This window comes from Rhodosalinus halophilus (genome assembly GCF_003298775.1).
GTDB classification, from domain to species: Bacteria; Pseudomonadota; Alphaproteobacteria; order Rhodobacterales; family Rhodobacteraceae; genus Rhodosalinus; species Rhodosalinus halophilus.
This window is the reverse complement of record NZ_QNTQ01000001.1, coordinates 1-24135: the sequence shown is the minus strand read 5'-3', so window position 1 is coordinate 24135 and position 24135 is coordinate 1. Positions and strand designations below refer to the sequence as shown.

Sequence of the window (24135 nt, the reverse complement as noted above, 5' to 3'; positions counted from 1 at the left end):
GCCTCAGAACGTCTTGGGGCAGCTGAAATTGGTCAGCGCCGGCAGCGAGAAGGGGTTGAGCACCGAGCCCGACTGGAGCTGGAAGATCGCGATGCGCCCGCCCACACGGAAGATCAGCCGCTTGCGGTCGGAGACGTTGGTATTGCGGACCTCGGCCGCGTCCAGCAGCCGGAACCAGGCCCAGGGGCCGTCGCGGCTGAGGGTGCTCTCGGAGTTGCTGGCGGGCGGCTGGAACCCGATGCGGGCGAGGCCCACCGCGCCGGGCCAGGTCACGGCGACCGGGCGCGGCTGCCCGTCGCTGTGGCTGAACTCGACCGTCTGCCCGTCGATCTCGAGCGCCACCGACCGGGCCTGCGGATCCAGCGCCTCGGGCGTGACCTGAAAGCTGATCTGCGGCGCGGTGCCCGCGGAAAAGAAGGCGTCCCGAATCTCGGCCGCGCGCTGGATCTCGGTGAGCACGGCCTGCGATATGCCAAGGTCCGTGCCGCCGACAGCCTTCCAGCTCCAGGGCCGCGTGCTGGTATCGACGTATTTCGCCAGGTTGTCGCGGTAGAAGCTGTCGATCAGCCCCCCCGGCGCGAAGAGGGTCGAGAAATCCTTGATCGAAGCGTCGGCGCGGGCGCGGGGATTGAAGGGATAGCTGTTGCCGACGACACGCTCGCACAGCGGCAGAACCTGGCTCTGCCAGGCCGAATTGATCCCTGCGCGGGTGCCGTCCGCGGCGATTCCGGCCGAGCCCACCGAGATCTGCTTGGACCAGCGCTCCATCGGTCCCGACAGACGGGCCGAGGCGGCGCGGAACCGCGCGAGCGCCGTGAGTTCCTCGTCGGTGCCCGAGGCGGTGCCGCCGGCGAAGCTCATGCGGTTGAGCTGCTGGTAGACCTCGGTCAGCGTGCCGATCATCTCGTCGAGCTGCGAGGGCGCGCCGTCCTGCTCGGCCACCAGGCGATGCAGCCACTCGAAGCGCTGCTCCACATAGGCGCCGGGCTTTTCGGCCTCTTCACCGCGGGCCGCCGCGCCGGCCGACATCGCCTCCATGAACAGGCGCGCGCGCGGGCTGAGCCGGCTCGTCACCTGACCGGAGCCCGCGATGGTGCCGCCTGCGGCCTCGGCCGCGTCGCCTCCCGGCACCTGCGTCTCGGGCTCGGCGGTGAGCCGCGTCTCGCGCGCGACGGCCTCGAGAATGTTGACGATGGGCGAGGTCGGCCCGGAGAGGATATTCGTCACCTCGACCGCGTGGCTCAGCGACTCGAGCGGGACGATGTCCAGATCACCCAGAAGCTGATCGTAGCGCTTGATGTAGTCGTTGTAATAGAGGCCCAGGACATCGCGGCTGATCGCCATCAGCGCCTGCTCGTTCTGGGCCACCTCGTTCTCGGGGCCGAGCACCCAGCTGTCGCGTTGGATGCGCTGCGCCACGCCCAGCGCCTCGTTCAGGAAGACGTCGTGGAACCCCTCGTAGGTGAAGATGCCCTCGATCCCCTCCGAGAGCGGCTTGCCCGAGGAGCGGACCATCGCCCGCGTGACGGCCGGGCCGCCGATGTCGGTAATCCGCCATTCCGGCAGATCCCTGGCGGCGGGACTGGCGAGGATGCCGTTGTAGACCCGCTGCGAGGGCTGGGTCTGCGCGAGCACGCCGCGCACGTGATCCACCATGTCCTTGTTGAGGTCTATCCGCTCCATCGGGGCGGAAAGGAGCGCGTCGAGATGGCCCGCTATATCCTCGCGCAGCTCGGCCCGGTTGGGGCCGGGATAGGCGAGCTGCGCGTCCACGGCGCTCCATTCCCGGATCAGATCGGCGTTGAGCGGCCCCGCCTGACCCAGCATGAGATAGACCTTCAGCGTCTCGAAAAGCACGTCCGGGTTGTTGACGTTGCTCTGCATCTGCTCCTCGAGGCGCAGGAGCAGCCGGGGCAGGAAATGCTGATTGAGCGCGGCGCGATAGGCCAGCCGCGCCTCGTTGGCGATCACCCGCTCCTGCGAGAGCCCCCAGCCGAGCGCGGACGGGTCGAGCCCCGCCGTGGTGACGGGCGCGCGCGCGAGATCGCGCAGGATGTTCAGCGGCTCCACCACGAGCGGCAGGTCGCTGTCGGCCACGGGATTCGACGGGATCTGTGCCACCGCCTGCTGATAGCGCGCGATCCGCTCCTCGGCCGCCTGCGCGAGCGCGCGGTTGCCGAGATAGCTGCGCGTCCAGAGCGTGCCCACCGCGATGGCGAGAAGGACGGTCGCGGCGATGGCGCCGCGCTTGATCCAGCGATACCGACGCTCGGCGCGGTCGTCGGCCGAGACGAGGCCCGCCTCGCGGAAGATCACCCCGTCGAGGAGCCGCGTCAGGAAATACGAGCGCCCGGCGCCCTGCCCCGTGCCGATCGCCTGCCGCCCGATGCCGAAGCTGCGCGCCATCCCCATCATCAGCCGGTCGATCGGCGTGCCCTCCTGCGTGCCGGAGGTGAAATAGACGCCGCGCAGCATCTGCCGGTGCTCGTAGCGGTTCTCCTGGAAGAGCTGGCTCAGGAAATCGCGCGCCAGACCGCGCAGCGACGCGACCTGCTGCGGGAAGCCGGCGATCAGGCTGCGGCGCTGCGGGTCGCTCTCGCCCTCCATGCGATCGAGCGACTGCCTGTTGAGCCGTTCCAGCAGCAGGCCGAACTCCTCGTCGAAGCCGGCGATCGGCGAGGACTCGCCGCGGCCGCCGTCCAGCGGCAGGGTGAAGCCCCAGACCTGCGCGCGCTCCTCCTTGCCGAGCTTCTCGAAGGTCTCCGAGAAGCCCGCGATCAGGTCCGCCTTGGTGAAGAGCACATAGACCGGGAACCGCACGCCCAGCGTCTCGCGCAACTCCTGCAGGCGGCGGCGCAGGGCGGCGGCGTGGGCCTTCTGGGTGATCTCGTCCTGCATCGACAGGTCCGAGAGGCTGATCGCGATGATCGCGCCGTTGATCGGCTGGCGCGGGCGATGCTTCTTCAGCAGCTTCAGAAAGCCAAGCCAGGCCGCATTGTCGGCCCGCGCGTCGCTGTCCTGCGTGCTGTAGCGGCCGGCCGTGTCCACCAGAACGGCGCCGTCGGTGAACCACCAGTCGCAGTTGCGCGTGCCGCCCACCCCGCCCACGGCGGATTTGCCCATCTCCTCGGCCAGCGGAAACTGCAGGCCGGAGTTGACGATCGCGGTCGTCTTGCCCGCGCCGGGCGGGCCGATCAGCACATACCAGGGCAGTTCGTAAAGATGCCGCCGGCCCAGGCGCGACTTGCGCAGGCTGGCGAGCGCGCGGCGCAGCTTGTCGCGCATCTCGGACAGCTCCGAGGCGACGGCGCCGTCGTCCTCCTCCTCGACCGCCGCGGGCTCTGCCGGCGTGTTGACGATGTCCTCGGCCAGCTGCGCGTCGCGCTTGCGGCCCGAGAGCAGCAGGGCCAGCACGGCCAGCAGCGCCAGGATCCACATCACGGCGAGCCCGGCGAGACGGCCCGCGACGCTCTCGAACGGGCGCGCCTCGCCGAAGCCCAGCAGCGGGCCGAAGACCCACAGGCACAGCGACAGGATCAGCGTGACGATCACAACGATGCCGATACCGGAGCCCAGCGCGCTCAGAACCCGTCTCATCATTGCGACTCCTGCCGGATCAGCACGATCTCGATGCGCCGGTTGGCCGCGCGGCCCTCTGCGGTGGCGTTGTCGGCGATCGGCTCCTTGTCGGACCGCCCTTCGGCGCGCAGGCGGTCGGGATTCTCGATCAGCCCGGCCAGCATCTTGCGCACCGTCTCGGCCCGCGCCAGCGACAGTTCCATGTTCGAGGAAAAGCGCGCCGAGCGGATCGGCGTGCTGTCGGAGTGGCCGACGACGATCACCGGCCCCTCGGTGTCCACGAGCGCGTCCGCCACCCGCTCGAGCGGGACGACGAAGCGGTCCTGCAGGCTGTCCGAGGCCGGCGCGAACATCCCGGCGCCGGTCAGGCGGACCGTCACCGTATTGGCGTCCTGATAGACCTCGACGATGCCCTGCTCGATTTCCTCGGTGAGAAACCCCGAGACCTTCTCGAGCTGCGTGATGTCGGGCTCGGGCGGGACCACCGGCGGGGCACGGCGTTCCAGCACCGCGGGGCCGGGCAGATCGAGCGCGGCGAGCCGCCCCGCCACCCGATCCGTCCCGCCCGAGAGCGCATAGGAGAGCCCCAGAAACCCGCTGCCCAGCAGCGCGGCGACAGCGCCCACGGCGATCCACACCGGCTTCCAGGCCGACAGCGCGCGATGCGGCCGGTCGATCCCCTGCCAATGCGGCGAAAGCGCGGCCTCGGGCGCGCCCCGCTGGGCCCGTATGATCCGCGCCAGACCCTCGCGCACCTCGGCGTGGCGCGCGCGGCCGTTCGGATCGACGCGCAGCCGCCCCTCGAAGCCGAGCGAGAGGCACATGAACAGAAACTCCAGCAGCTCGATGTTGCGGCCAGGGTCCTGTTCGAGGCGCGAGAGCAGGTCGTAGAAGCGGTCGCCGCCCACCGTCTCGCGGTGGAAGGTGCCGACAAGCGATTTCTGCGTCCAGATCGACTCGCCGCCCCAGGGCGTGTTCAGCACCACGTCGTCCAGCGTGGCGCAGATCGCGTAGCGCGCGATCTTGACCTTCTGGGGGTCGATCCCGGCCTTGAGCGCGCGCGCCTCGAAGGCGCGGATCTCGGCCACGACGGAATCGCGCAGGGCGGCCGGATCGGCGTGCTGCGCCCGGTTGCGGATCCGGCTGACCAGCGAAAACAGCGTGGCGGCGCAGGCATTGAGCGGGTTCATCCCGGTCATGCCGGCGTTCAGCGCAGCGGCAGCCTGCGGGTCGCCGCCCCCCGCCGCCTCCCGTGCGCCGGGCACGCCGTAGGCCTGAGCGCCCGTGCCGCCCCCTGTGTCCTCTTGCGCGGGCTCCGGATGCGCGGCGGGCGGCTGCACCGCCGCGCCCGACTGCGGCGCGATCGAGGGACGCCGCCCGCCCGGATTGGGGCGAACCACCGTCTTGTCCGAGTCCTCAGGCTCGTCGAAGGGATTTTCGTCAGCCATGATCTGCCGCCCTTTCCCTCACCCCTGACGTATGGCCCAGAGTTCCATCGAGAGTTCCGGGTAGTCACCCGACACATGCACCGCGATGCCGCCCGAGGTGGTCATCTTGCCCCAGGCGGGGTCGGCGCCGTCGAGTTCGAAATAGACCGCCGAGCTGGAATAGGGGATCTGCCGCGGCGCGACCGGCAGCGGGCGCAGCGCGATCCCCGGCAGCGCCGAGTTCACCAGTTGCCGGATCTCCTCGACCGGGCCGACCTTGGCCTGACCGGCGAAGTGTCGCCGCACCTTCTCGGTCGAGATCGACGAGCTGACCGCCAGCACGAAGTTCGACGAGCCCAGCAGCTTGCGGTCGTGGATGATGCCGACCGAAACGCCGTATTTCCGCGGCTCCAGGGGGATCGAGACGGCCGAATGCTCCAGCACGCGCGACAGGTATTCGCGCAGGCTGCGGATCAGCGGCTTGAAGGTCGCCGTCAGATCGTGGTGCTGGTAGGCAGGCAGCGAGGGCGGATGCTTCTCGGGCGCCATGAAGGTGGCCAGTTCGCCGCAGAGCGCGGCGAGGTCGTGAAAGACCCGCTCGGGGTGGACGTTCTCGATGCTGCACAGGTGCCGGATCGCCGGCAGCGCACGGTTGATCGTCATCAGCAGCAGGAAGTCCTGCACCTCGGCCGCCCCCCTGGCCTCGCCGCCCTGGCTCAGCCGGTCGGACAGGGCGCGCATCCGGTGATCGAGAAGCCCCTCGAGCTCGACGAGGAATCCCGCGAGCGGCGGCGCCGCGCGCATATCGAGGCAGCTCGGCATGAAGGCGCTGTCCAGCACCACCTCGCGGTCCGAGCGCACCTCGATGATCCGCGCCACCGGGATCGCCAGACGGTCGGCGAGATCATCCACCTCGAGCGCGAACTGCAGCCGAAGCTTGCCCACCGACAGCGTCACCGCCTTGCCGTTGCGCATCGTCGTGTCCGTCACCTCGAGCTCGGAGGGGCGCAGCCGGGCGGCGGAAAGCTCCGCGCCCGACATGTCCACCTCGGGCGCGCCCTGCCTGCGCTGGGGCACGGTGAGGTAGACCACGCAGTCGTTGGTGTTCGACGGAACCTCGAGCGCGGGCGGATGGTCGTCGGAGGCCGGCACCCGGAACACCACGCCGTCGGGCGTCAGCCCCGAACAGGCGCGCAGGGCGAACTGGCCCACCTTCAGCGCCTCCTCGTCGATCTCGAGCTCCGACACGCCCCAGGCATAGGGCGAGACGCGGCGCGCGAGCCCCGCGACGAGCGCCTCGGTATGGCGGTCCGCCTGCTGGAAATGGTGGGGCTGCAGGAACAGCCCCTCGTTCCACAGAACCTTGCTATCCCACGCCATTCGCCTGCCCCGTGCGCCTGTTCGCCTGTCCGGTCATTTCAGTTTTCTCTGCTGTTCCTCGTAGGCGCGCGCGAACTCCTTGCCGAAGAGCTCCTGGAAATCGGTCTCCGCCTGATCGGCGATCTCGGCATACATCTTCTCGTAGACCTCCCAGTAACGCGCCTTGCGGCCCTTCAGCAGCGCGCCGAGGCCGCCCGAGGTCTCGATGCGGCCCTCGAGCTCCTGCGGGGACAGGCCGCGCAGGATGCCGCGCAGCGCTGCCTCCATCCCCGACAGAACGGCGACCTCGTGCGCCTTCACGTCGCGCAGCGCCTCCTCGGCCGCCGCCACGGGGTCCAGATACCCCCGCGACCGGGGCCGGATCAGCGACTCCATCGCCTGTTCCTCGCTGATCGAGAACTTGAGCGGGTTGTTGTCGCCCGCCGCGATCATCGTCTGCGCGATGCGGAATTCCGACTTGATCGAGGTGCGCGTCATCAGCACCTCGCGCAGGCCGTTCACCATCACGCGCATGACGCGCCCCGCGCGCTCCATCGTCTCGGCGCGCGCTTCGGGCGGGATCTCCAGATCGTCGAGACCGGCGCCGCGCAGGAAGGCGCGCAGGAGTTCGGCCTCTGTCGCGGTGTCCGTCGCAGATGGCGGCGGCGGCGCGGCAGGTTCGGGCGCCCGCGCCTCCTGCGACGGTGGCGGCTCGGGCCGCGGCGGCGTCTCGCGCGGTGGCGGCGCAGGCGGCTCCGCCTCGGGCTCCGGCCCGGCGGCCGCGTCCGGCGCGCCGATGCCCGTCAGGAACTCGTCGTCCCAATCCTCGGGAATGGCCTGGGGCGCGGCCCGCGGCGACGGAATGTAATCCTCGACGGCCGGTGCGTGCTGCGACGGAGTGGGCCCCGAAGGCACGGGCTCGTCCACGTCGCGCGCGGCCTCGTCGTCGGCGTCGAGCGGCGGAAGCAGGCCGTCCTCGCCCAGTTCCGGCCGGTTGACGCCCGCCGCCCCGGTCGGCCTGGACGCCCCGCCCAGAAGCTCCTCCAGAAAGTCGCCCTCGTCCTCGCCGAGCGGATCGTCGAACGACGTGTCAGCGTCGTCATGGGCGGCCGCCGTGCCGGCGACTGTCGCCGGAGCTTCGCGCGCGACCTCGGCGATCTCGACCAGAAGCTCGTAGGGCCCGATGCTCAGGATGTCGCCGTCGCTCAGCTCGGTGGGCACACGGCCGATCGGCACCTTGCCATAGTTGAGGAAGGTTCCGTTGGTCGAAAAATCCACCACGACCACGGCGTTACCGTGCCGCTCGATCGCACAGTGCCGCTTGGACAGAAGCCGGTCGGGATCTGGGAGCGCATAGTCGTTGTCCTGCGCCCGCCCGATGGTGATCGCTCCTCCGCTCAGGCGCAACGGCTCGCCCCGTCCGGGGATCGCGCCGGTCGATTGGAAGCGCAGACGTACCTCCATCGCGGATCAGCCACCTACCAGAACGGTCGGCGCGCCCGGCCCCACGACCATCCCGCCATGCGCGGTGGGATCCATGACCAGGCGCACGACCGGCCGGCCCGTCACCATGACCGTCGCCGAGCCCTTCGCCAGCACGTCGGGCGGGCCGACGCAGGTCGCCATGTTGCCGATCGGCGCCGCCGGCAGGCCCATCACCAGCACCGTCGGCGCGCAGGGCGGCAGGACCGGGCCGCCGACGTGCGGGACCGGCGGCACGGCCGGCGTGACCATCGGACAGACATGCATGTCGGTGAGCCGGGCACATGGCATCATGGCGCGATCTCCTCTCCGGCCGCGGCGACCCGCTCCGGCGCCGGCCGCAAGCCGTTCACGAGCACATTGGTCGCACACGGCCCGGTGAACGGGCTGTCGTGCAGGTCGGCGATGTGGGCCGGCAAGACGCTCATGGCACGGTCTCCGCGCTATCGGGCGCTGCCGCCTTCGGGCGGGGCACAGTCTTGCCGTCGCCGCCGCGCGCGATGTCGAGTCCCCGGTCGAGCAGGTAGGCGAAGCCGTCCTCAAGGCCCCAGCCCTGCCGCGACAAGGCGATCATGTTGATCCCGAAGGCCGCGTTCTCGGCCGCGCCGGGGGGGGCTTCGTATTGCGCAAGCTCGCCGGGGCCCAGCGTGCCTTCCGCCGTCACGGCACAGAACGCGCAGAGCGCGGTGTCGTCGTCCGGCTCGGCCGTCTCCATCGCCGCCCGGGCGGCCGAGCGGCGTTCGTCGTCCGGCGTGAAGACCCAGGCCTCTGCCGCGGCGAGCGGCGGCGGCACATCGTCCCCCTCGATCGTGTCGCGCCCGGCGAGGCAGGCCCACCAGACCAGTTCGCGCGGCGGCAGCGCGACCGAGAGAAGACGCAGCATGTCGGCCCCGGCAAGCGGCCCCCCGATGGAGTCGAGCTCCGCCAGAACCTGCGGCACGGAGGCCGCGGCCCGGGCTGTCACGGGCGTCTTGAGCCGCGCATTGGCCATCGCCAGCCGGCGCTTCGCGGGCTCGGCCGGCAGCTTGGTCAGGTTCTCGAAACGTTGCGCCACCGCGGCCCCCCTCAGTTGATAAGCGTGACCCCGCCCTTGATGATCACCATGGCATTGCCCTTGATGTCCGTCATGGTCCCCTTGGCCTGCAGCATGGCGTCGGCCTCGATCCTGATCATTATGCCCTTGATGGTGACGCCCGACTGGTCGATCTTCACCGAGGAGGTGCCGACCTTGAGCTCGATGGACTGCATCGCTTCGTGCGTGGCCTTGCCGAGCGCGAGCTTCTGGCTGTAGTTGCCCATCTGGAGCTCTTCCTCGACATTGCCCATCTGTACTTCGTGCTTGACGTCGCCAGATTGCACGGTGCGCGTGACATTGCCCTGTTCGACCGTTTCCGTGACATTCCCGGTCACGACGCAGTCCGACTTGCCCTCGATCTTCTCGGACTTGTCGGTCTTGACGAAGAGATCCTGCGATCCCGTCTCGACCCGGAAGGTGTGATCGCCTGTCTTGACGATTTCCTTCAGGTTCCGGTGCACCGTCAGGCTCATGTCGCCGGGATCCTTGTCCAGGAAGCCGACCTCGATCGTCGCGTCGTTCTCGACGACCTGCAGATAGTCGCGCTCGGCGTGCAGGCGCACCTGCTCTGCGTCCTTCGTGTCGTCGAACACGAGTTCGTTGTAATTCTCCTTCGTCCCGCCCTTGGTGGAGCGGCTCTTGAACCCCGAAAGGTTCTTCTCGTCCGGCAGACCGTAGGGCTGCTTCTTGGCGTCGTTGTAGACCATCCCGACGACCAGGGGGCGATCCGGGTCGCCCTCTTCGTACTGAACCACCACCTCCTGCCCGATGCGCGGGATGTGGATCATGCCCCAGCCCGCACCGGCCGAAGGCGTCATCACGCGGACCCATCGCGTGCTGTTTTCGTCGGTCTTTCCAAGCCTGTCCCAGTGGAACTGCAGGCGGATCCGGCCCTGGTTGTCCGTATAGATCTCTTCGCCGGAGGGGCCGGTGACCACGGCGGTCTGAACTCCGGCGACCCTGGGAAGGGGCGTGGTGGCGGGCCGGCGGTAGGTCGTATCCGCGCGCATTGCCAGGAACGAGACGTGATAGGGGTCCTCCTCCGAGCTGGCGAGACCAAGCCGACGGGCCATGCCGGGCAACAGCTCCTCGACCGGAAGCTGTCCGAGATCCTGCAGGACGTGATGCGTCGCCTCGGTCACCATGAACTCGGCGCCGTCGTCGGCCGGATCGGGCGACTCCTCGATCTTGAAGAGGCGCCCCGTGACGATATGCGGCGCGTTCGAGCGGCCGTGCCAGTTGCGATGCGCGGCCGCCTCGGCCTCCATGCGGACACGGGCGTAGTGGTCGCCGTCGTCGGCGATGCCGTAGCGGCCCGGATAGTCGTAAAGCTCGTAACCGGCGTGGGGATGATCGCCGGTGGCGATTTCGCTTTTCGCGACGAGATCCACGGTGCTGGACTCGTAGTTGTAGTCGTCGAGGACCACCCGTCCGCTGCGGACGCGGCGCCGCACAGCCCAATGAAAGAGATGTTCGAACTGCACCCGGAGGCTGCCGTCGGCGTCGAGCGGGACGAAGCGGAGCGTGGACTCGCCGTCGATCTGCGGATGCGCCGTGGCCGCGTCGCAGAGGATCATCTGCTCCTCCGCGCCATCCGAGTCCATGTAGTAGTAGATCCCCTCTTCCTCCATCAGGCGGTGGATGAAGTCGAGCGCCGTCTCGCGGTACTGGGTGCAGTACTCGCGCGTCCGATAGGAGCCGCCCAGCCTGTCCTGCGCCGGAACGCCGGCATCGGCCAGCACCGCCTTGATGATGTCGACGGCCGTCATCTCCTGAAAGATGCGGCAGTCCGTGGTGCGCCCCAGGAACCAGGGCCACGGGCGCAGCGTGGCGCCATAGTGCATCAGCTCGCCGGGATGTGCGTCGATCAGAAAGACCTCGACGCAGAAGCCGCGAAACGCGCGCGTCGTGCCGTCGGGCGTATCGAGCACCAGATGCATCGACTTGCCCAGGAGCGCGTTCATGTCGAGATCCGCCTGGTCGGTGACGAACTCCAGTTCCGCGCCGCCCGGCCGGCCGAGGCATTCGCGTACGACCGCGCCGATGGGAACGATCTTGTGCTGGCTGACATCCCCTTCCAGCCGCACGGGAAAATTCTGGGGAACGAGATCTGCCATTGCGCCCCTGCTATTGCGTCAGCCTACTCCAGCCGCCGCGCCATCGCCAACACCCGATTGAATGCGGCGCGCGCCCGTCAGTCGTAGGCATAGGTGAACTGTCCCTCCTCGACGCCGATCTCGACGCGCGCCACGCGGCCGCCCTCCATCATCCGCCGCAGGAACTCGCCCGAGATGTCGGGCAGCATCGTGTTGGTCACGATCGCGTCGATCATGCGCCCGCCCGACTCCAGCTCCTGACAGCGCGAGACGATCGTCTCGACCACATCGTCGGAATAGGAAAAGGGCACGCCGTGGGTCTCCTCCACCCGCCGCCGGATGCGGTCGAGCTGCAGACGGGTGATCTGGCCGATCATCTCCGGCGAGAGCGGGTAGTAGGGGATCGTCACCAGACGGCCGAGCAGCGCCGCCGGAAAGACCTTGAGCAGCGGGTCGCGCAGCGCCTTGGCGATCCCGTCCGGCTCGGGCATCAGGTCGGGATCCGCGCAGAGATCCATGATGAGATCGGAGCCGACATTCGAGGTCAACAGGATCAGCGTGTTGCGGAAATCTATGCGCCGGCCCTCGCCGTCCTCCATGAAGCCCTTGTCGAAAACCTGGAAGAAGAGTTCGTGCACGTCGGGGTGGGCCTTTTCCACCTCGTCGAGCAGCACGACCGAATAGGGCTTGCGGCGCACCGCCTCGGTCAGCACGCCGCCCTCGCCGTAGCCCACGTAGCCCGGCGGCGCGCCCTTGAGGCTCGAGACGGTGTGCGCCTCCTGATACTCCGACATGTTGATCGTGATGACGTTCTGCTCGCCGCCATAGAGCACCTCGGCCAGCGCCAGCGCGGTTTCGGTCTTGCCCACGCCCGAGGTGCCGGCGAGCAGGAAGACCCCGATCGGCTTGTCCGGGTTGTCGAGGGCCGCGCGGCTGGTCTGGATGCGCTTGGCGATCATCTTCATCGCGTGGTCCTGGCCGATCACGCGCCTGGCCAGGTGATGCTCGAGATCGAGCACCGTCTGCACTTCGTCGCGCATCATGCGGCCCACCGGGATGCCGGTCCAGTCGCCCACGACGCTCGCCACCGCCTGGCTGTCCACGATCGGCAGGATCAGCGGCGATTCGCCCTGCAGCTCCGCGAGTTCGGCGTTCTTCGCCTTGAGCTCTCCCAGAAGCGCGTCGCGGTCGGCGCCGCTGAGGTGGCTCGTCTCGGCCGCCTCGGGGCTGGCGGCGTCGGGCGCGTCCACCGGCGCGCCGCCCTCGCGCAGCCGCGCACGCAGATCGAGGATCGACGAGACGACGGCCTTCTCCGCCTCCCAGCGGTCCTCGAGCCCGGCCAGACGCGCCTCCTCCTCGGCCTTCAGCTCCCGGATCGCGTGGCGCCGCTCGGACACGTCGTAGCCGGCGGTCTCGTCGCGGTCGATGATCTCCAGCTCGGTGGTCAGCGCGTCGATCCGCTTGCGGCTGTCGTCGACCTCCGCGGGCACGGCGTGCTGGCTGACCGCGACACGGGCGCAGGCGGTGTCGAGCACGCTCACCGCCTTGTCCGGAAGCTGCCGGGCGGGAATGTAGCGCGCCGACAGCGTTACCGCCGCCTCGATCCCTTCGTCGAGCACCTGCACCTTGTGGTGCGACTCGAGCATCGAGGCGATGCCGCGCATCATCACGATCGCCTTGTCGATCCCCGGCTCGTCCACCTGCACCACCTGAAAGCGGCGGGTGAGCGCGGGATCCTTCTCGATGTGCTTCTTGTATTCGGCCCAGGTCGTGGCCCCGATGGTGCGCAGCGTGCCGCGTGCGAGCGCCGGCTTGAGCAGGTTGGCCGCGTCGCCGGTGCCGGCCGCGCCGCCGGCGCCCACCAGGGTGTGCGTCTCGTCCACGAACATCACGATCGGCACGTCGCTGGCCTGCACCTCCTCGATCACCTGCTTGAGCCGGTTCTCGAACTCCCCCTTCATCGAGGCGCCGGCCTGAAGAAGGCCCACGTCGAGAACCAGCAGGCGCACGTCGCGCAGCGCGGGCGGCACGTCGCCCCGCGCGATGCGCAGGGCGAAGCCCTCGACCACCGCCGTCTTGCCCACGCCCGCCTCGCCGGTGAGAATCGGATTGTTCTGCCGGCGGCGCATGAGCACGTCCACGATCTGCCGGATCTCCTCGTCACGGCCGACGATCGGGTCGATCTCGCCGTTGCGCGCCTGTTCCGTAAGGTCCGTGCAGAACTGATCCAGCGCCTCCTGCCCGCCCAGCGCAGGAGACCGCATCGCCTGGCTCTCCTCGCCAGGCGCCGCGCCGCCGCCCGTGCGCGAGCCGTCACGCGGCGCGAGCGACTCCTCCGACGAGCCCGCGGTGATGCGGGCGTAGTTGTCGGAGAGGTCGTCCGCGCCGATCTTGCCGAACTCGCGCGAGATGTTGAGCAGGATCTGCCGCAGACCGGGCGTCTTGAGCATGCCGAGGATCAGATGCCCGGTGCGCACCTGGTTCGAGCTGTAGAGCAGCGAGCCATAGACCCAGGCCCGCTCCATCGCGTCCTGAAGATGCGAGGAGAGGTCGCTGATCGCGCTCGCGCCGCGCGGCAAAGCGTCAAGCGCGCGGGTGACGTCGGCCGAGAGGCGCGAGGGATCGATCTCGTAATGCTGCAGGATCTTCTGGACATCGCAGTTTTCGACCTGAAGAAGCTGCGCGATCCAGTGAACGATCTCGACGTAGGGGTTGCCCCGCATCTTGCAGAACACGGTGGCCGACTCGATGGACTGGTAGCCCACCTTGTTGAGCTTGCCGAACAGTGCGACACGGCTGATCTCGCTCATCGTTTCTCTCCCTCCCCTTGCTCGGGCGCGCCGTCAGGCGACAGCCGCCTCGACGTTGCCCCGCCCCGGCGCGAGGAACAGATCGGCGGCATCCTGGCCGCCCGCCCGCGTCCCGATCCAGCTCGTCTGGCCGAGCCGTGCGTCCGCGCCCAGTTGCGCCGCCGGCACCTCGTCGGCGCGCAGCACGAGGTTCACGTCCCAGTCCAGCGCGTCGCCCGCGTGGTTGCGCACGATGGCCGCCAGCCGCGCCAGATCCGGCCCGCCCGGCAGCAGGCGACGGTAGGCCTCCAGCCCGAGCGGCCCGACTCGCAGCCGGAACTTCGCCATCCGCGACCAGACCCGGCTGCCCAGGCTGGCCGAGCCGCCGAGCGTCGCGGGCGCGCCGAGCCGCCAGCGGTCGTCCGGCGCGAGCTCGAGCCACGAGCCGACGAACTGCTCGACCTCGACCCCGGCGTCGAAGAAGGACGACAGGATCGCCTCCAGCCCCTCGGCATTGGCGGGCGACCCGCCCAGCATCGCGGTGAAGTGGCGCTTGGCCATGTCCGGCATGGCGTCGCGGCGCGTCAGCGCGGGACCGGCGTAGCCCGCCAGCGCCGCCACCTGCGCATCCATGCCCTCGCCCGGGCCGCGGTCGAAGCTCGCGGCCGGCTGTCCGGTCACCCAGGCCCGGTAGAGCAGGCTCATCGGGCGGTGGGTCAGCATGTTCGCGAAGGCCACCAGCGTGCCGTCCCGCTCGTTGTGGAGACGATCGCGGACGTATTCGGTCAGATGCAGCGGCAGCGGCCCGTGCGGTCCGAAGAAACCGAAGAAGAGATTGATAAGCTGGCCCGGCCGACCGTCGGCGGCGGGACGAAAGCGCGTCAGCGTGGTGTCGGGATAGGCGAGTTCCGGCGCCTGACCGAGCCGCACGGCGTCCTGCCGCGGACGGCGTGACCGCCCCAGCCGGGCGCTGTCGGCATACTGCGCCTCGATGATGCGAAGCGCCTGAAAGACGTGGTGCCGTTCGGGAAAGCGTTCCAGCCGCGCAAGATGCGTCAGATGATCCGCCTCTTCCCGGCTCTCGGTGCCCATCGCGCGATCTCTCCGCGTTGTTGGCTGGCGATGACGGTTTCCGTGAAACTGTTGAGAGTCACGTATTTGCGGAAGAAGCTCTCCAGAACGGCGCCCAGCCGGTAGACGCTGCTGCCCTCGTAGAGCGACTCGTCGAAGGTGACGGTGATCTGCAGGCCGCGCACGGCCGTGGACATCACCCCGTCGCTCATGCGGCGCACGACCGGCCGCGTCTCGACGGCGGTGATGCCGTCGAGCTGCTTGGCGAGCGCGCGGTCCTCGGGCGGGGCGTAGAGGCCGATCAGCTCGCGCAGCGCGGCGGCCGCCGCGGCGCCGCCCTCGTCGTCGGCGATCGACAGGTAGTTGAGGCTCAGATGGCTCACCAGCCGCCACGCCGCCTCGCCCTGAGCCAGGGTCGGGCGCGGCCGGGTGGGCGAGACCGGCGTGCGGATGCGCGTGACCGGCCCGCCCGAGGGAAGGTGGAAGAGATCGTCCGCGCCCAGCGACATCAGGATCGGAAGGTCGCGGTTGGTGACGAGCGCCCGCACGGCAAGCTGCGCCAGATCGGCCGCATGCGGCGCCTGCGCCGCATCCACGAGCGAGAGATAGGTCTCGGAGCCGAGGTAGCCGGTGCGCGGGCCACGCAGGCGCTCGCGCTCGCTGCGCTCGCGCAGCTTGCGCTGGATCACGAAATAGGCGTCCTCCTCGCCGCTGCCGGCCGCGGTGAAGGCGTCGCTCGAATAGAACGGCCGGAAGACGCGCTCTTCGCTGCTGTGCTTGCTGATGCCAACGACCGAGAGAACCGAATGCACCTCGTAGTCCATGGGGGCGGTGCGGTCGACGACGACATGGTGGCGCGTGGTCTCGGGACCGACCGGCACGCGGTCGCAGCGCCGTTCGAAGAGATTGACCGCCGGCACGCAGTGCAGCTTGAACGCCTCGGCGGTGATCGACGGGGCGAGTTCGGGACGGCCGTCGCGCAGGATGATGTATATGTCGATCTCGGAGCCCTTGGCGCGGGCGATGCCCCCCTGAAGCCCGCGCAGATCCACGAAGTGGAACCGCTCGGGCATGGCGAAGTACTCCTGCAGGAGGCGGTATCCGTCAAAGCTCGCCCGCGGCAGCGGCAGAAGCGCCTCGTCGCGCTCCAGCCCGCGGGGCACGACGCCGCCCGGCACCGGAACGACCCAATCGTCGCGCCTGTCGGTGGAGCGGGTCACGACGGCGGTGGTCTCGGCGCCCAGCAGTTCCAGCAGCGCGGCCCCCGAGGCGGCCTCTCCGCCCAGAAAGAGCGTCAGCGTGTCGAGCGGCAGGGGCTCGAGCGGCAGCCCGGCGGCGCGGCGCAGGCGCAGCCGGATGGCGGCGCGTCCCGGCGCATCGCGCACCACGCCCGCCGCCACCAGCGCGCCGCGGCCGTCGATGTATTCCGCCTCGGCGATCTCCACGGGCCAGAGCGTGACATCCTGCGCCGTGCGGAAGCGGCAGGCTTTCTGCGCCCCCTCGATCACCGACGAGCGCAACTCGGTGTGCCGGGGAACCTCGAAGCCCTCGGCCAGTGCCGAGTTTTCCATGTCGGGCTGAAGCTCGGCCACCATCATCGAGGGGGTGGGGGCGAGGTAATGCGGATAGACGATTTCGAGCAACTGGCTGGTGAAGGCCGGATACTGCAGCTCCAGCTCGAGCTGGACCCGCGCGGTGAGAAACGCCGCGCCCTCCAGCAGGCGCTCCACATAGGGGTCGAGCACCTCGATGCCGTCCATGCCGAGGCGCGCGGCGATCTTGGGATAGGCCGCCGCGAACTCTGCGCCCATCTCCCGCAGATAGGCCAGCTCCGCCTCGTAATGCTTGAGAAGGCGCGTATCCATCAGCCGTCAGGCCCTGTGCTCGAGTTCGACGTGCCCGGTCGTCACGTCGATCTCGGAACGCAGGTAGAGTTCCAGCGGCATCGGCTCGGCCCACATGTCCGCCACGATGTCGAAGAGGATCGTCGCGCCGCTGCGGCTTTCCGAAGGGCGCTCCACCACGTCGAGCGTCCGAGGGTCGATCCGCGGCTCGAAACGCTCGATCGCCGTTCGGATGGTCTTCCGAATGCGCTCGACCCGCCCGACGGTCGAATAGTCCCCGGCCACCTCCGGCAGGCCATAGTTCAGAACCGAGCGCGCCGTTTGCGGAAAGGCCCGCGCGTCCAGCGCGCTGCCCATGTCGGCGGTGTTGAGCAGCCACGACAGGTCGCGGCGGATGATGTCGCGCAGCCGCCGGACATCGATCACGCGAGCCTCGCGACTCTCGGACCCCGCCCCCGGCGCGTGATCGGTGAGACGGTCCAGCAGCGAGGGCTGCAACCGCTCCGTGATCGTCTTGTCAGCCATCGGCGGCCGCCCCGTCGGGCTGTGGACCGGCATCCACGACCGGCCGAAGCTGAAGGTGGCGGAGATCCATCAGCGCGGTATCGCCCGCATCGGTCGCCAGAAGCCGCTGGCCCAGGCCGGTGAAGGTCTCCGCGCCCGCGTCCTGCCACGAGGTCGCGCGCGCGAGCTTCTCCGCGTCAGATCCCGCGGCAACCGTCGCCGGATAGCGCGTGGGGATCAGCGCGACGAATTCGCCCCCGTTCTGAAGCGTCAGCTCGACCGGCATCCAGACCGCGTCGCGCAGGTCGGCCGGCGGCTCGGCCCGGATCGACGCGACGTGATCGAAGGGCAGCCAAGTGTAGCGGCCGTTGATAATGATCTCGAGCACCGGCCCGAGCCGCATGTCGGCATCGGCGATCCAGTCGAAATCGGTGTCGTTCAGCGTGCCCGGTGTGGCGGGCGCGGCCTCGAAGGCGCGGGCGCGCAGATCGGCGGCCTCCTCGGCCTGTCCGCGGGCGAGCGCGCCCAGAGCATGGACGAGGAGCACGGTCCATTCCTGCGGCTGGCCAAAGATCAGCGGCTCCTTCTCGCCGGCGAAGACCTTTTCGCGAAACACCTCGCAGACGATCGCCTCCCGATAGGTCTGCGCCATGGTGACCGCCTCGGCGTCGAGCTGCGCACAGACCTTGAGCTGCGCGACGGCACGCTGCCAGTCGCCCAGCACGCACAGCAGCTGGAACAGGAAAATCCGCAGCCTCGCGTCCTCGGGACGGGCGCGGACCTGATCCTGCAGCGCCGAGAGCGCGCCGGCCAGATCCCCGGCCCGCAAGTGATCCGTCGCGTTCGCCGTCATGCCGCGACTCCCTTCGATCCCCCAGGGAAAGCATCGCCACGACGCGGCGCGCAACGGCGATGCGGTATTCCGAAAGCGCTCAGACCTTGACGTTCTCGCGCATGTCGTAGCCGAACGGGATCGCCGGCCCGACGCTGCCATCGGGCTTCTGCTCGTAATACTCCGTCGAGACCTTGGCGAAATTCAGCCCGAAGTTCACCGTCAGCTGCTCTTCGCCGCCCGATCCGCCGGTCGAGACGAATGTGACCAGGATGTCGGTGAACTTGTACCTGATGTACGCCACCTGCTTGCCACCGGCCTTGCGCACGATGAGCTCGCCCTCGGTGATGTGACCGCCAGTGGCGCATTTGTCCATCAGAAGCGGGGTGGACTTTTCATACCACCCGGTCACCGAAAGATCCTGGACATCGACCTTGCCTGCGCCGCCGCCGCCGCCGCGGTGGAACGTGCCGCCCTGCGACATCCCCCAGGACCATGCCAGAACATCGATCCATTCCTTGTGACTCTGGTCCTTCGACTCGCCCTTGATGCCCTTGAGCGACAGAAACATGTCTACGGCCATTTTCCCTCTCCGTTATTGTGCGCGTGCTGCATCGCGCTTGATATGACCCGCGCCAGCACCCACGGACCCTGGCGCGGAGGCTGCGTTATCCCTGCTTCTCCGACGGAAGCTTCGAGACCAGGCGGAGCGACACGGACAGCCCCTCCAGCTGGTAGTGCGGCCGCAGGAAGAACTTGGACGTGTAGTAGCCCGGATTCCCCTCGACTTCCTCGACGGTCACTTCGGCCGCGGCGAGCGGGTGCGTGGCCTTGTACTCTTCCGAGGAGGTTTCCGGACTGCCGTCGACATACTGGAGTATCCAGTTGTTCAACCAGTATTCCATGTCTTCCCGGCTCTTGTAGGAGCCGATCTTGTCGCGGACCATCTTCTTCAAATAGTGGGCGAAACGGCAGGTCGCGAAGAGATAGGGAAGCCGCGCCGCCAGATTGGCGTTGGCGGTGGCGTCGGGATCCTCGTATTCCGCCGGCTGATGCAGGGACTGCGCCCCGATGAAGGTCGCCATGTCCGAATTCTTGCGGTGGATCAGTGGCATCAGGCCCGCCTTGGCCAGTTCCGCCTCGCGCCGGTCGGCGATGGCGATTTCGGTCGGGCATTTCATGTCCACGCCGCCATCGTCCGTGGGGAAGGTATGGGTCGGCAGGTTGCCCACCGTGCCGCCCGATTCCACCCCCCGGATGCGCGAGCACCAGCCGTATTCCTTGAAGGCGCGGGTGATGTTCGTGGCCATGCCGTAGGCGGCGTTGACCCAGGCGAACTTCTCGGACTCGGCGTTGCCGGTATCCTCGACGAAGGCGAACTCCTCCACCGGGTTGCTGTCGGGGCCATAGGGCTGCCGGCCGAGGAAGCGCGGCATCGCGAGGCCCACGTACTTGCTGTCCTCGCTTTCGCGGAGGCTGCGCCACTGGGCGTATTCCGGCGTCTGGAAGATCTTGGTCAGATCGCGCGGGTTGGTGAGCTCCTGCCAGCTTTCGAACTGCATGAGCGCAGGGTCGGCGCCGGCAAGGAAGGGGGCATGCGCCGAGGCCGCGATCTTCGACATCTCGCCCAGCAGCTCGACGTCCGGGGGGCTGTGGTTGAAGTAGTAGTCGCCCACGAGACAGCCGTAGGGCTCGCCCCCGAACTGGCCGTATTCCTCTTCGTAGAGCTTCTTGAAGATCGGCGACTGATCCCAGGCCGCGCCCTTGAACTTGCGCAGCGTCTTGTGAAGCTCCTTCTTCGAGATGTTCATCACGCGGATCTTGAGCATCTCGTCCGTCTCGGTGTTGTTGACGAGATGGTGCAGCCCGCGCCAGGCGCTCTCGAGCTGCTGGTATTCCTCGTGATGGATGATGAGGTTGATCTGCTCCGAAAGCTTGCGGTCGATCTCTGCCTTGATGGCCTCGATCGAGTGCAGCACGTCCTCGGAAATCAGCGCGGTGTTCTCGAGCGCCTGCTGCGCCAGCGTCTTGACCGCCGACTCGACGGCCGTGCGCGCGGTATCGGTCCGCGGCCGGAACTCTTTCTGCAGGAGGTTCTCGAATTCGGACTCGCCGGCTTCGGCCTGCGCGGCCGACTCGGCGGCCTGGGTCGCTTCTTCGGCCATGGCTTACTCCTTCTCCTCCTGTTCGGCGCCCTCGGGCGCGGGCTGGGCGGCGAGCGTCTTGAGCAGATCGGGGTCGTTGAGCGCCTTCGAGACGAGTTCCTCCGCGCCCGGCTTGCCGTCCATGTAGGTCATCAGGTTGTTGAGCTCGTTGCGCGCGTCGAGCAGCTTCTTGAGGGGCTCCACCTTCTCGGCGATGCGGCCGGGCGAGAAATCGTCCATGCTCTCGAAGCTGATATCGACCGAGAGGTTGCCCTCCCCCGTCAGCGTGTTGGGCACCGAAAAGGCGACCCGCGGCTTCATCGCCTTCATCCTGCTGTCGAAGTTGTCCACGTCGATCTCGAGGAACTTGCGGTCCGCCACGCCGGGCTGCTCCACCTCGGACTTGCCGGCCAGATCGGCCATGACGCCCATCACGAAGGGCAGCTGCACCTTCTTCTCGGCGCCGTAGAGCTCGACGTCGTATTCGATCTGCACCCGTGGCGCGCGGTTGCGCGCGATGAACTTCTGTGAGCTTGACATCTGTTACTCCCTGTCTTTGCCAGCAGCCTGGTGGCGCGGTCGGCTGGGGCCGTTCCGGTTCAGCCCTCGCTTTCGGTTTCCGTGATCCCTCCGACGAGCGTGACGTTCTCGCGCCCGGCCGGCGCCATGTCCTCGATGATGGTGAGGAAATCGGCCCCCACGAGGCGGCGCGCCCGCTTCATCAGAAGCGGCACGGGACTCGAGGGCTCGCGGCGGGCGTAGTAGTCGGTGATCGCGTCGAGCGCGGCGAGAACGTCGCGCTGGCTCTCCAGCCGCCCCGGCACGCCGCCGCGCGCGGGCTGCGGCGCGTCGCCCCCGTCCGCGACACCGGCCTCTTCCTCCTCCGAAGCCGCCTCCGGGGAGGCTGCGCCGACATGGGTGACGATCTTGCCCAGCGTGCGCAGAAGCGGCGCGAGCTCCGGCCCTTCGCCGGGCAGACTGGTCTGAAAGACCGCGTCGATCGCCTTGGCATGGTCGAGCGCGCGGTGGGCGGCCTCGGCCAGCGACTCTCGCACGTCCTCGGGCGTGTCCTGAACGGCCGCGCCGATGCTGGAGGCGTCGGGCGCCGCCTCCCCCTCGCGCGGTTCGATCTCGCCCTCGGCGATCTCGATGTCGCGCAGCGCGAAGCGGCCGAACGCCGGGCTCTGCGTCAGCGGCGCACGGCGCAGCGCGCGGATCACCGTGTCGGCGCCGGCAAGCCCCAGAACGGCGTTCACCCGCATCGTGGGATCGTCGTCGTCCTCGGCGTCGAGCTGCGGATGACAGGTCTCCCAGTGCTCTTCGAGACAGTAGCGGATGTATCCCATGACATCGGCGAAACCGGCCAGTCCGGTGGTGTTCAGCTCGGCCTGGGCCAGATAGACCGCCGCGCGCAGATCGTGGCTGAGCGCGAGTACCTCGCGCGCCTTGGCGGCCACGGTCTGATAGTCGGGGTCTTCGGCCTCGATCACGGCGTCGCCCATCTGGCGCTCTTCTCCGGGTTGCGCCGCGATCTCCATCTCGGCGAAGACTGGCTCGTATTCGAGGTTCGGACCACTCGGGGCGTCCTCGCCGTGGGTCTTCAAAAGGTCGTCCAACTTCTACCTCGGCGGAACCGGCAGCGGCTCTGGAATCTGAATGCGTGGCAGGATGCTATCAGAAATGACTGACAAATCTACCGTTACGTAAATCCTGCGGGCGGCCCGGCGCCGGCCTTGACCGCGCGAAGGGTCGCGTGGCTTGATACGGATGCACAGGGAGGAGACAGCCGTGCGATACGCGACCAGAACGGCGATGCTCGTCGTGATCGTCGGGACCGCGCTCGCGGTCTGGGGGCCCCAGGCGCAGGCGCAGGAGCGGCCCCTGACCGTCGAGCTCAACAAGTTCGAAGCCGGGGAGGAGGGCGGCTGCCGCGCCTTCTTCCTGTTCCGCAACCGGGGCGAGCGGACCTTCGACGGCTTCGAGATGTCGCTCGCCATCCTCGACGCGAGGGGCGTGATCGACCGGCTGCTCACGATCGACGCGGCCCCCCTGCCCGCCGGCCGCACCACGCTGAAGCTCTTCGAGATACCGGAGATCGCCTGCGATTCGATCTCGGAGGTGCTGCTGCACGACATGACGGCCTGCAACGCGCAGAACGAAGGGCCGGCCGACTGCTTCGGACTGATGGAACTGGTGAGCAGAACCTCCGCGCGATTCGTCGAATAGACCATGGGGGGCCTTCTCGCCACGCTGTCCCAGGGCGGCCCGATCGTGGCGCTTCTCGCGCTGATCTCGCTCGGCTCGCTTGGCCTGATCGGGGCGAAAGCCGCGCAACTGCGCGGCGTGCTGGGCGGGCGCGAGCGGCGCGCGGCGGCGCTCGAGCTTTGGCATTCGGGAGACCGGCACGCGGCGCTGCGCGAGACCGAGGCAGGCGACAGCCCCGCCGATCGCCTGCTGCGCGAGGCCATGGCGGGCCTCAAGGAGGGTCAGCCGCGCGCCGCGCTCGACGCCCGGCTCGAGTGGCGCGGCAACGCCGAGATGGCGCGGATGTACCGACACATCCGCCTGCTCGAACTGACCGCGATGATCAGCCCGCTGCTGGGGCTGCTGGGCACGGTGCTGGGGATGATACGCGCCTTTCAGGATCTTGCGATGGCCGAGGGCGCCGCGAACGCGGCGATGCTGGCCGACGGGATCTGGCAGGCGCTGCTGACGACCGCCGCAGGGCTTCTCGTGGCGATCCCCGCGGCCGTGGCCGCAGCATTGCTCAACGCGCGCGTCGAACGCGCGGGCGAAGAGATCGAGGCCGCGGTCGGCCGGCTGATGGCGGAGGCGCCGCCGGGCCGATGACCGACCGCGCGGGAGAGGTGCGGTGCGACTGACAAGACGTGCAAGACCGCTGGCAGGCCCGTCGCTCGTGTCGATGATCGACGTGCTGATGATCATGCTGATCTTCTTCATGGTGACGTCGACCTTCCTGAATCTCCGGATGATGCCGCTCGCGCGGCCCGGCACGCAGACGGCAATGGCGCCCGAGCCGCCCTCGGAGCCCGGAGCGGCGCGCGCCACCCCGCTGCTCGTGCGGCTCGACGCGGACGGCAGCGCCCATCTGCGCGGCCGGCCGCTCGACGCGGCGGCGCTGCGCGCCGAGGTGGCCGCGGCCCCGGAGCGGCAGGTCGTGATCCTCCCGTCGGCGCGGGCGCCTCTCCAGGCGCTCGTGTCGCTGACCGAAACGCTGCGCGCGGCCGGCGTGCGCCGTCTCGCCGTCATCCGGCCGGAGGGCGCCCCGTGAAGCTCATGCGCCGCGCCCCGCGGGACACGCCGGAACCGATCATCGCGCTGATCGACGTGGTCTTCTTCCTGCTGGTCTTCTTCCTGCTGGTCGGCCGCTTCGACGCGACCGCCCCGTTCGAGGTGCTACCGGCGGAGAGCGCCGGCGGCGAGCAGATGCCGGGCGGCGGCCTCACGATCTCGGTCGCGCGTGACGGCCGTCTTGCCCTCGACGCCGAGCCGCTCGAACGGGAGGCGCTGCTCGCGCGCATCGCCGCCGAACTGGACGCTGCGCCGGCCACCCTGATCCGCCTCAATGCCCACCGCGAGGCGGAATTGCGCCATGTGCTGCCGCTGGTGTCGCGCATCGAAAGGCTGGGCGCCGGGCACGTGGTCCTGATCGTCACGCCGGGCGAGGCACCGTGAGCAAAGGTCCGGGCACGCTCTGGGCGGGCGGGCTTGCCGCCTCGGTGCTGGGCAACGCCCTGTTGCTGGCGCTGGTCGCGGCGGCGATCGCGCCCGCACCGCCGCCCGATCCGCCCCCGCCGGAGACGCGGCTGGACATCGCCGCCTACCGCGTGCCGCGCGCCGAGGCGGAAGCGCGCACGCCACCCGCGGAGCCCGGCGCCGAGGCGGAGCGCACGGCGGCGCGGCTCGGCGGGG

General features: G+C 69.1%; 22 protein-coding genes. 5 read left to right on the top strand and 17 right to left on the bottom strand.

Features of this window, described 5'->3' with window-relative positions; all coding sequences use genetic code 11:
* Positions 1–3: 3 nt before the first annotated feature.
* From tssM to tssA, 17 genes are all read right to left on the bottom strand, one after another.
* On the bottom strand, positions 4–3597 hold the full coding sequence (tssM, locus tag DRV85_RS00105) for a type VI secretion system membrane subunit TssM (RefSeq protein ID WP_338066941.1): 3594 nt from the start codon (positions 3595–3597) through the stop codon (positions 4–6).
* Entirely contained in the window at positions 3597–5027 is a 1431-nt protein-coding gene (gene icmH / locus DRV85_RS00100) for a type IVB secretion system protein IcmH/DotU (RefSeq protein WP_113287403.1), read from the bottom strand. Before icmH ends, tssM begins: the two co-directional genes overlap by 1 nt.
* 18 nt (positions 5028–5045) lie before the next feature.
* Entirely contained in the window at positions 5046–6386 is a 1341-nt protein-coding gene (gene tssK, locus DRV85_RS00095) for a type VI secretion system baseplate subunit TssK (RefSeq protein ID WP_113287402.1), read from the bottom strand.
* A 33-nt stretch (positions 6387–6419) separates the two neighbouring features.
* The gene (gene tagH / locus DRV85_RS00090) at positions 6420–7829 is read right to left on the bottom strand and encodes a type VI secretion system-associated FHA domain protein TagH (RefSeq protein ID WP_113287401.1); all 1410 of its coding nucleotides are present in this window, start codon (positions 7827–7829) and stop codon (positions 6420–6422) included.
* Between the two features lie 6 nt (positions 7830–7835).
* Positions 7836–8141, bottom strand: a complete 306-nt coding sequence (locus DRV85_RS00085; RefSeq protein WP_113287400.1) for a PAAR domain-containing protein — start codon at positions 8139–8141, stop codon at positions 7836–7838.
* Positions 8138–8275, bottom strand: a complete 138-nt coding sequence (locus DRV85_RS19115) for a hypothetical protein (protein ID WP_158540084.1) — start codon at positions 8273–8275, stop codon at positions 8138–8140. The genes DRV85_RS00085 and DRV85_RS19115 overlap by 4 nt, the downstream gene beginning before the upstream one ends.
* Entirely contained in the window at positions 8272–8901 is a 630-nt protein-coding gene (locus DRV85_RS00080) for a DUF6931 family protein (protein ID WP_113287399.1), read from the bottom strand. Before DRV85_RS00080 ends, DRV85_RS19115 begins: the two co-directional genes overlap by 4 nt.
* Before the next feature lie 11 nt (positions 8902–8912).
* Complete coding sequence (locus DRV85_RS00075; RefSeq protein ID WP_113287398.1) at positions 8913–11039, bottom strand: type VI secretion system Vgr family protein; 2127 nt, start codon at positions 11037–11039, stop codon at positions 8913–8915.
* 77 nt (positions 11040–11116) lie between these two features.
* Positions 11117–13828 (bottom strand): type VI secretion system ATPase TssH, encoded by a 2712-nt coding sequence (gene tssH / locus DRV85_RS00070; RefSeq protein ID WP_113287397.1) that lies wholly within the window; start codon positions 13826–13828, stop codon positions 11117–11119.
* A gap of 33 nt (positions 13829–13861) precedes the next feature.
* Complete coding sequence (gene tssG / locus DRV85_RS00065) at positions 13862–14899, bottom strand: type VI secretion system baseplate subunit TssG (protein ID WP_113287396.1); 1038 nt, start codon at positions 14897–14899, stop codon at positions 13862–13864.
* Entirely contained in the window at positions 14863–16743 is a 1881-nt protein-coding gene (gene tssF, locus DRV85_RS00060) for a type VI secretion system baseplate subunit TssF (protein WP_113287395.1), read from the bottom strand. Before tssF ends, tssG begins: the two co-directional genes overlap by 37 nt.
* 6 nt (positions 16744–16749) lie before the next feature.
* Positions 16750–17247: a type VI secretion system baseplate subunit TssE gene (gene tssE, locus DRV85_RS00055; RefSeq protein WP_113287750.1), complete on the bottom strand. Its 498-nt coding sequence runs from the start codon at positions 17245–17247 to the stop codon at positions 16750–16752.
* Positions 17240–18079, bottom strand: coding sequence for a type VI secretion system accessory protein TagJ (locus DRV85_RS00050; protein WP_113287394.1), 840 nt, complete (start codon positions 18077–18079; stop codon positions 17240–17242). The genes tssE and DRV85_RS00050 overlap by 8 nt, the downstream gene beginning before the upstream one ends.
* Before the next feature lie 79 nt (positions 18080–18158).
* Positions 18159–18641: an Hcp family type VI secretion system effector gene (locus tag DRV85_RS00045; protein WP_113287393.1), complete on the bottom strand. Its 483-nt coding sequence runs from the start codon at positions 18639–18641 to the stop codon at positions 18159–18161.
* A gap of 85 nt (positions 18642–18726) precedes the next feature.
* Complete coding sequence (gene tssC, locus DRV85_RS00040) at positions 18727–20223, bottom strand: type VI secretion system contractile sheath large subunit (protein WP_113287392.1); 1497 nt, start codon at positions 20221–20223, stop codon at positions 18727–18729.
* Between the two features lie 3 nt (positions 20224–20226).
* The gene (tssB, locus tag DRV85_RS00035) at positions 20227–20742 is read right to left on the bottom strand and encodes a type VI secretion system contractile sheath small subunit (protein WP_113287391.1); all 516 of its coding nucleotides are present in this window, start codon (positions 20740–20742) and stop codon (positions 20227–20229) included.
* A 59-nt stretch (positions 20743–20801) separates the two neighbouring features.
* The gene (tssA, locus tag DRV85_RS00030) at positions 20802–21818 is read right to left on the bottom strand and encodes a type VI secretion system protein TssA (protein ID WP_113287390.1); all 1017 of its coding nucleotides are present in this window, start codon (positions 21816–21818) and stop codon (positions 20802–20804) included.
* A gap of 172 nt (positions 21819–21990) precedes the next feature.
* Here tssA and DRV85_RS00025 point away from each other — a divergent pair, with 172 nt between their 5' ends.
* The 5 genes from DRV85_RS00025 to DRV85_RS00005 all read left to right on the top strand — a co-directional run.
* Positions 21991–22428 (top strand): hypothetical protein, encoded by a 438-nt coding sequence (locus tag DRV85_RS00025; protein WP_338066939.1) that lies wholly within the window; start codon positions 21991–21993, stop codon positions 22426–22428.
* 3 nt (positions 22429–22431) lie between these two features.
* On the top strand, positions 22432–23052 hold the full coding sequence (locus DRV85_RS00020; protein ID WP_113287388.1) for a MotA/TolQ/ExbB proton channel family protein: 621 nt from the start codon (positions 22432–22434) through the stop codon (positions 23050–23052).
* A 22-nt stretch (positions 23053–23074) separates the two neighbouring features.
* Positions 23075–23494 (top strand): ExbD/TolR family protein, encoded by a 420-nt coding sequence (locus tag DRV85_RS00015; protein ID WP_113287387.1) that lies wholly within the window; start codon positions 23075–23077, stop codon positions 23492–23494.
* Positions 23495–23499: 5 nt separating this feature from the next.
* A complete protein-coding gene (locus tag DRV85_RS00010) occupies positions 23500–23898 on the top strand; it encodes an ExbD/TolR family protein (RefSeq protein ID WP_113287749.1) in 399 nt (132 codons plus the stop codon).
* Positions 23895–24135 (top strand): hypothetical protein (locus DRV85_RS00005; RefSeq protein ID WP_199525714.1); only part of this gene is annotated, 241 nt, incomplete at its 3' end. The genes DRV85_RS00010 and DRV85_RS00005, both read left to right, overlap by 4 nt.